The following is a 10,339-nucleotide window of genomic DNA, read 5'->3' on the forward strand; positions in this document are numbered from 1 at the left end:
AGCAACTCGAACGCGCCGACGATCAGACCGACGGCGCCACCGTGTTCGCGTATCACGTGCAGGATCCGGAACGCTACGGCGTGGTCGAATTCGACAAGCAGTTCCGCGCGTTGTCGATCGAGGAAAAGCCCGCCAGGCCGCGTTCGAACTACGCGGTCACGGGTCTGTACTTCTACGACAAGCAGGTCTGCGACATCGCCGCGGACATCAAGCCGTCGCCGCGCGGCGAGCTCGAAATCACCGACGTGAACTCGCGCTACCTCGCGAACGCGGCGCTCAACGTCGAGATCATGGGCCGCGGTTATGCGTGGCTCGACACCGGCACGCACGACTCGCTGATCGAAGCCGCGACCTTCATCGCAACGCTGCAAAAGCGCCAGGGTCTGGTGGTCGCGTGTCCGGAAGAGATCGCGTACCGGCGTCAGTGGATCGACGGCGAGCAGTTGCTCGCGCTCGCCAAACCGCTCGCGAAGAATGCCTACGGGCAATACCTGCAAAACATTCTCACGGATCACGTCGCATGGCCATCCAGGTAACCGCAACCTCGCTGCCCGAAGTCAAGATCATCGAGCCGAAGGTGTTCGGCGATGCGCGCGGCTTCTTTTTCGAAAGCTTCAATGCGCTCGAATTCGCCGAGAAGGTCGAGCCGGGCGTCGAGTTCGTGCAGGACAATCATTCGCGTTCGGCGAGAGGCGTGCTGCGCGGTCTGCACTATCAGATCCAGCATGCGCAGGGCAAGCTCGTGCGCGTGGTCGAGGGCGAGGTGTTCGACGTCGCCGTCGACATCCGCAAGAGCTCGCCGAACTTCGGCAAGTGGGTCGGCGTGACGCTGTCGGTCGAGAACCATCGGCAGCTGTGGGTGCCGCCCGGTTTCGCGCACGGCTTCGTCGTGCTGTCGGAGTCCGCGCAGTTCCTCTACAAGACCACGGATTATTGGTTCCCCGAGCACGAGCGCAGCATCGTGTGGAACGATCCGGCGATCGGGATCGAATGGCCGCTCGACTTCGAGCCGCTGCTCGCGGCCAAGGATGCGGCGGGCAAGCGTCTCGCCGACGCCGAAGTCTACGCATAAGGGGATCGCATGAGCGCACAAGATGCAAACCGCACGATTCTCGTCACCGGCGTAAATGGCCAGGTCGGCTACGAGCTCGCGCGCACGCTGCAAGGGCTCGGCAATGTGGTCGCGGTCGACCGCTCGCGGCTCGATCTGTCGAACTTCGATCAGATTCGCGCGGTGGTGCGTGACGTGCGTCCCGCGCTGATCGTCAATCCGGCCGCTTATACCGCGGTGGACAAGGCCGAAGAAGAGCGCGATCTGGCGATGCGCATCAACGGCGAAGCGCCGGGCGTGCTCGCCGAGGAAGCGAAAAAGCTTGGCGCGGCGCTGATCCACTATTCGACCGACTACGTCTTCGACGGAACGAAGAACGCACCCTACGTCGAGGACGATTCGACCAATCCGCAAAACGTATACGGCAAGAGCAAGCTCGCGGGAGAGCAGGTCATTGCTGCATCCGGCTGCGAGCATCTGATCTTGCGCACTAGCTGGGTGTACGGAACGCGTGGAAAGAACTTTTTGCTGACCATGTTGAAGCTGGGTAAGGAGCGGCCTGAATTGCGCGTGGTTGCCGATCAGATCGGAGCGCCTACCTGGTCCAATACCATTGCGACATCGACGTCGCACATCATCGCGCAAGGTCTTGCTGCGAATAATGCTAACTGGTGGCGCGAGCGTTCGGGCGTCTATCACCTGACTGCTGCGGGCGAGACATCATGGCACGGTTTCGCACAAGCAATCTTTGAAGCTGCAATGGGAGAGGAAGGGCCGCGCGTCGTACCGATCGGCACGAGCGATTATCCCGTTCCCGCGAAACGCCCGGCAAATTCACGATTGTCGTTTCGCAAGCTTACCGAGACCTTCGGGCTTTCAATGCCGGACTGGCGGGATGCGTTGCGACTCTGCATGGCTGGTCAATGTGCATAGCCGCGGCCACGAGTGGCGCGGTTGCTGCCGATCCATTGTTGAAAAGTGATTGCCCTCCATGACTCCGGCTGATCGTGGCGTCTTGTCCGGCGATGCATCTGCCGGGATCGTCGTTGTCTTTTATCGGCCGGATGCTGCTTGCGTCCGTCGGGCGAATCGCTATGCAGACGCGGGCCTCTGCGTTGTGGTCGACAATACCGAGCAGACTCAGAGTATCGGACAGATCGGTCTCGACAAGCGAATCGTCTACGTCGCGAACGGCGCCAACCGCGGAATCGCGACGGGCATCAATCAAGGCGTCGAAGTGCTCCTGAAGGCAGGACGCACCTGCGCGCTGATCTTCGACCAGGATAGCGAGCCGTCAAGTCAGCTACTGGACGCGTTGCCGCGTTTGCTCGACCAAGAACGGCGCCAGCGTGGGCGGGTTGCATTGATCGGTCCGGCGTACGAGGATGCCCGTCTCGGCGGTGTTGCGCCGTTCGTTCGCTTTGGATACCTGAAGCTGCAGCGGATTCCGCCCGTTGGCACACAGCCGCTCGAGATCGATTTTCTGATCAGCTCTGGCTCGTGCATCAATCTGGCCTCCTGGCAGGAGATTGGTCCGATGGATGACGCGTTGTTTATTGATTTCGTCGATCTCGAATGGTGCGCGAGAGCACGGTCGAGAGGTTACGCAGTACTGGGTGCGCCGGGGTTGCGGCTCGCGCATGAACTGGGCGGCGAACCGGTTCGAGTGCTTGGCCGGCAATATCCGAGTCATAGCCCGCTACGTCATTATTACCTCTTCAGGAATGCAGTTGCTCTAATCAAACGGAGCTATATTCCGTGGACCTGGAAGTCCACGGAACTCGTCAAGTTCCCGTTTCGATTGGCGATTTATGGGTTGTTTCTTCAGCCACGTCTGAGCCATCTGCGAATGGCGCTGATGGGAATCTGGCACGGGGTGACCGGCCGCATGGGCCGGCTTGATCAACCATGACAAGGTACGCGTCGATACACGATGACGCGTCCATTTTTAACGCGAAAGTTGCAGACTCTGTAATGTACAACCTGGCACTTTATGATTTGAAGCGAAGCATCGCTTCCTGGCGGCTTTGGACACTTCTCGGCTGGCTAGAGGTTCGGCAACGCTACGCGCGTTCGCGGGTAGGACCGTTCTGGCTAACGATCAGCACCGGCGTGATGGTCGGTTCGATCGGCGTGGTATACGGCACGCTCTTCGGGATGAAGATGAGTGACTATCTTCCGTATCTCGCTGTCAGCCTCGTCCTATGGACGACGTTTTCGGCCACTGTTCTGGAGGGTAGCACGGCTTACATAAACAGCGGCCACTACATCCGGCAGGCGGCGACGCCGAAGCTGATCTTCATGCTGCAGGTTGCCTGGCGCAATCTCATCATCCTAGCGCACAACTTCGTGATTGTAGTGGTGTTGCTGGCAATTTATGGCATTAAGAGCTGGGAGACACTGCCCGTCTTTATTCCGGCTTTGGTGCTGTATATGGCCAACGCGATGTGGATGGCGATGGTCACGGGGCTGCTATCCGCGCGTTTTCGCGATTTGCCGCAGATCGTCTCCGCGTTAATGCAGATCGCGTTTTATGTTACGCCAATCATTTATCATCCGAATTCATTGACCCGCTTTTCATTCATCGTCGATCTGAATCCTCTCGCGCATCTGATCGAACTGGTTCGCGCGCCGCTGATCGGAGAGTGGCCGAGTGCGACCACGTGGGGAGTCGCCGTGGGGCTCGCCGTGGCGGGTTGGCTTTTGGCGCTTGGCCTTACGGGCCGTTACTTGAAACGCATTCCATACTGGGTCTGATAGAGCAAATCATGGCGTACATCGAACTTAAGAACACGACGCTCGACCTGCCCATCTATGACGTTCAAGGACGGTCGCTCAAGAAGCAGGTCATGCGTGTGGGTCGTCGCAATTCAATCGCCGAGGGTAGCGACGGCGTAGTCGTCGTGCGTGCGCTCGACAGCGTCAACCTGCGTTTGGAAAGCGGCGACCGGTTCGGCCTGATCGGCCACAACGGCGCCGGCAAGTCGACACTGCTCAGAATCATGGCCGGCATCTACTCGCCCACGTACGGCACGGTTGAGAGCGACGGAAAGATCGTGCCGTTACTCGATACCAGTCTCGGAATGGATGAGAACTCGACCGGCATGCAGAACATCCGCCTGAGAGGCTTGTTGCTGGGTATGACCGATGCGGAAATCCGTGAGAAGCAGCAGTCGATCGCGCAGTTTTGTGAGCTAGGCGATTATCTCGATCTGCCGCTCAGAACCTATTCGAGTGGCATGCGCGTGCGATTGGGCTTCGCCATATCGACTGCGGTCGATGCCGAGATTCTGCTGCTCGACGAAGTGATGGGCGTTGGCGATGCGTCTTTCATGCATAAGGCCGAAGAGCGCCTCGCAGATCTTCATAGCCGTGCGGAGATTGTGGTGCTGGCAATGCACTCGAATGCCGAAATCCGCAAGGTGTGCAACAAGGTACTGTGGATGGAGCGCGGGCGAGTACGAGCGTTTGGGCCAACCGAAGAAGTGCTTTCGGAATACGAAGCTCAGGTGTGAGCGCGTAATGGCGCCTGCAGCGGAAGACCGGAACCAGGCGCAATACCCCGCTCTCCTGTCTTCAAGGCAGGCGCGTTGAATTGCCGACATAGATGATAGTCGGTCAAATAATATGACTTGTGTCGCTTAACAGCACGCAACGAGGACTTCGGATGATTGATCGGGCTTATAGGGTCTACTGCTACTGGAAAACCCATGGAACCTCGGCGTTGCGGGAGCTTGTCTACCGAAAGTTGGGCAAAAAACTACATGTTTCGCCCAGTTTAGCGGGCGGCGGTGACTCGTCCCAAAAGAGCGTGGCGCAACTTTATCGTCAGCGCTTCGAGTCGCTTGCACCTTTACTGACGTATTCGATTCCCGCATCCGGCGTCCGGCGCGTCAGCATCGTGACTGACAGCGTCTCCAGTGGCAGCCTGTTTGGCGGGGTTGGGACTGCGCTGATCTTTTCAGCGCTGCTTGCGAACGAACTCAATGCGCAGCTTCGTATAGTCACGCGAACGCAGCGGGCTCAACCCGAGAACATCGACCACATCCTCGCGTTGTACGGCATCAAGCTGAAGCACGAACTGCAATTCAAGTTTGCAGCGTTCTACGATCAGAAGTACGAACTCGACGTCAAGGAAGGCGATCTGTTCGTGACGACGTCGTGGTGGACGACCGCGGCTACATTACCCAGTGTGCCGCGTGAGTCGATTATCTATCTGTTGCAGGAAGACGAGCGGATGTTCTATCCGTTCGGCGACGATCGTGTTAAATGTGAAGACACACTTCGCAATAGCGAAATCCGTTTTCTGATCAATACGGAGCTACTGTTCGATCATCTGATTTCCGATGGACTCGGCAACATTGCCGCCAAAGGAATGTGGTTCGAGCCGGCTTTTCCGGCTTCCATTTACCATCCGCGAAAAAAGCAAACGTTGCAAAAGAAGCGATTTTTCTTTTACGCGAGGCCGAACAATGTGCGTAATCTCTTCTATCTTGGGATTGAGGTCATCGAACGGGCGATTGCCGAAAAGGTGCTGGACCCGTCGGAATGGGAGATCTGTCTGGTCGGTAAGGACATACCAACCGTGGTCTTCGATGGTGACTACGTGCCCGAAAAATTCGAGAATCTCACATGGTCGCAGTATGCGGAACTTGCAGGGACGATCGATGTGGGCCTCAGCTTGATGAGCACTCCGCACCCAAGCTATCCGCCATTGGATCTGGTGGCCAGTGGGGCGGTCGTCGTCACCAACCGCTTTGGTGGCAAGACGGATTTGTCTGGCTACTCGCATAACCTGATTTGCGCGGACCTTGAACGTGATGCATTGGTTGAAGCACTGAGGTCGGCAGTGACGCTGGCATCCAATCAGCAGTTGAGAAAGCAAAATTTCCTTAACAACGGACTTGCTGGCGATTGGCAGCAGGCGTTCGGCAAGATCATCAAGCAGTTGTCCGAAGAACTCTAATGTTTAAAGTCGATATTGCTCCCTTAGCTTATTCGGATCCGTGGATCCTGCCGCTGAGTGAGCGGATGAGAATGCTTACGCGCGGTAAGCGGCGGGTTGCCTATTTCTACGAAGAGCCGAATAACAGCACGTTTCGTTACCGTGCCTATAACATGGTGCAGGTGCTGAACGAGGGCGAGAGGGGGGATGTATCGGCGAGTTTTTTCTTTCTTCAGGACTGGGCAAGAATCGACGAGATAGCGGATCTCGCAGATGTGCTGGTGATTTGCCGGTCCCGGTATTGTCATCGCATCAATCAGCTCGTGATGAAGTTCCGGTTGCGAGGAAAGCGCGTATTGTTCGATATCGACGATTTTGTTTTCGATTCGAGCTTTGCGCACCTGATTATGAACACGCTTGACGAAGACGTCGGCGATCCCGGCCGTTGGGACTATTGGTTCTCGTATATTGGCCGACTGGGTGTGGCGCTGAAAATGTGCGATGGTGCCATCACGACGAATGCTTTTCTGGCCGGCAAGATTGCGGCATTTTCCGGATTGCCGGTGAGCGTGGTGCCGAACTTCATGAACAAAGAGCAAATCGATTTTTCCGATGCGCTCTTTCGGCATAAGCAGGCCAAGGGATTTGCACGTGACGACAAGATCCACCTAGGCTACTTCAGCGGCTCGCCTTCGCACAAGCTCGACTATGCGATCATCGTTCCGGCTATCGAGGCGCTGCTCGCGAAGGATCCCAGAATCGAACTGATGATCGTGGGCTATATCGAGGCTGGCCCGACTCTCAGTAAATTCGGTGATCGGGTCAAACGCCAACCCTTTCAGGACTATGTGAATTTGCAGCGTCTCATTAGTACTGTCGAGTTCAATCTGATGCCGCTGCAGTCAAATGACTTTACGAACTGCAAATCAGAACTCAAGTATTTCGAGGCCGCCGTCGTGGGCGCGATAAGCGTCGCGTCACCGTCTTACACGTATGCGAATTCGATTCGCGACGGCGAGAACGGCTATCTTGCCCAAGCGCATGATTGGTTGTCTGTGATCGAGAGAGCAATCGAAAGCGATTCCGGGTGGTCGACATTGCTCGAAAATGCGCGTGAGGACGCTCGTTCGAAGTATGCATGGTTTAATCAACGCGAAACCATCCTCGCCGCGCTGCAACTCGACTGAAACCGATCGCAGCAGTCGCGTTCGCGACCAATGGCCTTTCATGTACATCACTTTGGACTGAATGCTCTTCGATTGTCGCGCGGTCCAAGTGATATGCGAACAGCGGTTCGCCGGCTTCCAATCTTGAGCACTGATTGCGTGCGCAGCTATGAATCTTCAGTCTCTACCATCTCCGGTTGCGGGCGTCGCGGCGATCATAGTCAGTTTTCAGCCGGATTTGGCACGTCTTGGCGAACTTCTCAAGTCTGTCGCATCGCAGACCGACAGTGTGGTTTTGGTGGACAACGGATCCAGCGAAGATGTGGCTGGTTTCGTGGCTGCGCTGGGCGACTCGAGGTTAAATGTCTTGCCCCTAGGCAAAAATCTCGGCATTGCGGCGGCCCACAATGTCGGCATCCGCTGGGCACGAGAGCGTGGTGCAAAATATGTTTTGCTGATGGATCAAGACAGCGTGCCGGAGCCAAGGATGGTGGCTGCTCTGAAGTTGGCACATGAGGATCTGGTTGCAGGCGGCGATAAGGTGGCAGCCATCGGGCCACGATTCAGGGACCCTCAAACTGGTCACCTTGCTCCACATGTGCGGTTCGGGAGGATCCGCTTTGCTCCTGTTGCCTGTGAACCCGGTCAACCGGTCGTCTTGACAGACCTTCTTATTTCCTCAGGATCGTTGATTTCAATCGATGTCCTCGATGCCGTTGGCGGGATGGACGAGGAATTTTTCATTGACCAGGTCGATACTGAGTGGGTGTTGCGCGCTCGTGCAAAGGGGTATCAGGTGTGGGGGCACTGTGAAGCAAGCATGAGCCACTCGCTTGGAGAACAGCGTAGGCGGGTGTGGCTTGGCCGCTGGCGGGAAATTCCCCTCCATAAGCCGTTTCGGTACTACTACATGTTTCGCAACAGCGTGCTGCTTCAGAGGCGCGATTACCCTTGTTGGGCCTGGCGGCGTGTAGACACGGTACGCTTGCTGCAAATGTTCGTGTTCCTGGTCATGTTCCATCCTCAACGATTCCAGGCACTGCAGAGCATGCTGCGGGGGCTATGGGATGGGGTTCAGGCGGACGGTTCAAAGTGATCGGCCCCGGCGATAGCGCGCCGGTAGTGTTCTCACGCTAGGGTCACGGGGAGCTTGCGTTTCCCCGCGTAGCCGCCGGCGCGACGACGAAGACGTTTGCCTTCACGTTCGTAGGTTTGCTTCAGACTCAGACCCGCGCGTTGCGCCAGTTGCGCAAGCCGGGCATGCGCAACTTCGAGCAGCCGGCTGTCGGTCGGATAGGCAATGGCCTTTTCCTGGACCGTGGTGTCGACATCGATGCCTTCACTGACCTCGCCTTAGCGTGCACGCCGCTCGAACACTGGAGCCAGCGTTGCTTCGATCGACGTCCACGGTATCCGCGTGGCTAGCCCTGCCAGCGGGTGACGAAGATCGATCATCGCGTTCAGGCGGCTGCGGAAAAAGTCGGGGGTGCTCATCGGCGTCGCTCGCAAACTCCCAGAAAGAAACTCAGATCAATATCGTTTCTGGGAGTTCGGCAAATCACATATCCCCAGCGAATCCTTGCTGCGCCTGCCTACCCGGTGTTCTGAAGAGCCGACGACGTATGCGAGACCACGAGGTTTCACGGCGAAGATGTGGGGTAATTGCAAGCGTTGCGAGCCACTTACCGGTCGCATCATCGAACGCAATCAACATGGACTCAAACTCTGCCTCGTTTCTAAGGATGATTACTTGATTACTGGCAACAGCTTCTACAACTTCAGCGGTGCGATTTCGGTGCCCTTTGCTCTTCAGTCGACCTTGAGCGAGGTGGATGTGCAGAGCAACATCTACTCGAAAGACCACCAATGTAGCCAATGCCGAGACCCGCAATACCCTTGGCGACGATTCGCAGTGGTCAATCGAACGTGATCAATTCTTCCACATAGCCACGGCGAAGCCAGTACGGACTGCGCCACGCCTTCACGCTCGGCATCTTCTGGTAGATCGATTCAACGGTGAAGGGATTGTGTTCGTGGTTGATCGATAGAAACTGGCGCGTCATCCGCGCGGCGCCCGTCAGATATTCCGCTGCAGTATCCGGTGCCATTTCGGTTAGCGAATCGACATTGACGATCAGATCGAAGCGCTCGTTCATCTTCTGATAGGCTGTGGGCGGAAGGATGCGCACTTTCCCGTCGGAGCTTTCCCCCCAAAGTGAAATGGTCTGATCTCCAAGAATCCTGCCGAGGTAGTACGCTTGAGCAACACCAGTCAATGGAATATCAATCACCGTATATTGCGCGATACCCATCTTAATTGCGTAGTAAGCTGTTCGGCCAAGTCCTGCGCCAATTTCCAGGACACGCGCTCTCGATCGGTATTCAGTTAGATGACCAATTCGCCACGCCTGAAATAGCGCCTGTATTGCGCGGTAATTTGCTATGCCTCGCGATGTCTTGATGCCGACCTCGCCATCGAATGGATTGGGGAAGTCGATCTTGAATCCCATCACTTTATCTAGCTCTGTCAAAAGTTCCTCAACTGATGGGGATTCCTGAAAATCGATGCCAGACTCGGGATTTTCAACGCGCTTTATGCCGAGGGCGCGACACATTTGCAACAGACTGTCATACGCGAGCTGATGAATCCAGCTAAGCCAAACGGTTGAGTCGTTATTGGTTGAGTCCTTCGATTGTAGGCTATCGAATCCGTAAAACAGCATGGAACTGGCGGGGTTTCGAAGCATGGCAATGATGTCCTTCAGACTGCCATGTTCGAGAATTTCATGCGTCTGCTTATTCGCGCTTGCAAAAACCGTCAACCACATTGAGTCAGTCGATCCAGTGGGGGTGCGGATCGCCTTTTTATATGCATCCACGATGCGACATACCAGTGTTTCATCGGCTGGAATTTCGTGGCTCGTCGTTACGGCATATTCTCCGGAAAGGCGGCGAGGATGATGATGAAGCATACGGTCGCCAACTCGTGTATCGAGAATATATTTTTTGAACTGTCTTAGTTCGTCTACCTTGGTGGTGAGATGAGAGATTTGCGCATCGAGTGGTGTCCTATCCAACACCAGTGTGAACGGCTGTGAGAAACCGACACTAGACGGCGGCATCGATCAGAGATACCGAATGGTCCAGGTCTGCTGAGCGGTTTGGTAATGGTTTGTG

Annotated in this window: 11 protein-coding genes and 1 pseudogene; 9 read left to right on the top strand and 3 right to left on the bottom strand. The window is 56.2% G+C overall.

Annotated elements, in window-relative coordinates; translation table 11 throughout:
• From HDG34_RS38310 to HDG34_RS38350, 9 genes are all read left to right on the top strand, one after another.
• On the top strand, positions 1-536 hold a 536-nt coding region (locus HDG34_RS38310; protein WP_260321479.1), incomplete at its 5' end, for a sugar phosphate nucleotidyltransferase.
• On the top strand, positions 521-1,072 hold the full coding sequence (gene rfbC / locus HDG34_RS38315; RefSeq protein WP_184069130.1) for a dTDP-4-dehydrorhamnose 3,5-epimerase: 552 nt from the start codon (positions 521-523) through the stop codon (positions 1,070-1,072). The genes HDG34_RS38310 and rfbC, both read left to right, overlap by 16 nt.
• A gap of 9 nt (positions 1,073-1,081) precedes the next feature.
• Positions 1,082-1,984, top strand: a complete 903-nt coding sequence (rfbD, locus tag HDG34_RS38320) for a dTDP-4-dehydrorhamnose reductase (protein WP_184069132.1) — start codon at positions 1,082-1,084, stop codon at positions 1,982-1,984.
• A 58-nt stretch (positions 1,985-2,042) separates the two neighbouring features.
• On the top strand, positions 2,043-2,963 hold the full coding sequence (locus tag HDG34_RS38325; RefSeq protein WP_184069134.1) for a glycosyltransferase family 2 protein: 921 nt from the start codon (positions 2,043-2,045) through the stop codon (positions 2,961-2,963).
• 62 nt (positions 2,964-3,025) lie between these two features.
• Positions 3,026-3,808 (top strand): ABC transporter permease, encoded by a 783-nt coding sequence (locus HDG34_RS38330; RefSeq protein ID WP_184069135.1) that lies wholly within the window; start codon positions 3,026-3,028, stop codon positions 3,806-3,808.
• A gap of 11 nt (positions 3,809-3,819) precedes the next feature.
• Entirely contained in the window at positions 3,820-4,566 is a 747-nt protein-coding gene (locus tag HDG34_RS38335; RefSeq protein WP_184069137.1) for an ABC transporter ATP-binding protein, read from the top strand.
• Between the two features lie 152 nt (positions 4,567-4,718).
• Complete coding sequence (locus HDG34_RS38340) at positions 4,719-6,017, top strand: hypothetical protein (RefSeq protein WP_184069139.1); 1,299 nt, start codon at positions 4,719-4,721, stop codon at positions 6,015-6,017.
• Entirely contained in the window at positions 6,017-7,183 is a 1,167-nt protein-coding gene (locus HDG34_RS38345) for a glycosyltransferase (RefSeq protein ID WP_184069141.1), read from the top strand. Before HDG34_RS38340 ends, HDG34_RS38345 begins: the two co-directional genes overlap by 1 nt.
• A 148-nt stretch (positions 7,184-7,331) precedes the next feature.
• On the top strand, positions 7,332-8,258 hold the full coding sequence (locus HDG34_RS38350; RefSeq protein ID WP_184069144.1) for a glycosyltransferase family 2 protein: 927 nt from the start codon (positions 7,332-7,334) through the stop codon (positions 8,256-8,258).
• Positions 8,259-8,311: 53 nt separating this feature from the next.
• Here the strand turns inward: HDG34_RS38350 and HDG34_RS40325 are convergent.
• The 3 genes and pseudogenes from HDG34_RS40325 to HDG34_RS38360 all read right to left on the bottom strand — a co-directional run.
• Positions 8,312-8,491: pseudogene (locus HDG34_RS40325) on the bottom strand (IS5/IS1182 family transposase); the annotation flags it as partial.
• A 24-nt stretch (positions 8,492-8,515) separates the two neighbouring features.
• Entirely contained in the window at positions 8,516-8,656 is a 141-nt protein-coding gene (locus tag HDG34_RS40330) for a hypothetical protein (RefSeq protein ID WP_184069147.1), read from the bottom strand.
• 422 nt (positions 8,657-9,078) lie between these two features.
• Positions 9,079-10,284, bottom strand: coding sequence for a putative sugar O-methyltransferase (locus HDG34_RS38360; RefSeq protein WP_184069150.1), 1,206 nt, complete (start codon positions 10,282-10,284; stop codon positions 9,079-9,081).
• Positions 10,285-10,339: the final 55 nt, after the last annotated feature.

The sequence above is a fragment of the Paraburkholderia sp. HC6.4b genome, assembly GCF_014200875.1.
GTDB lineage: Bacteria > Pseudomonadota > Gammaproteobacteria > Burkholderiales > Burkholderiaceae > Paraburkholderia > Paraburkholderia tuberum.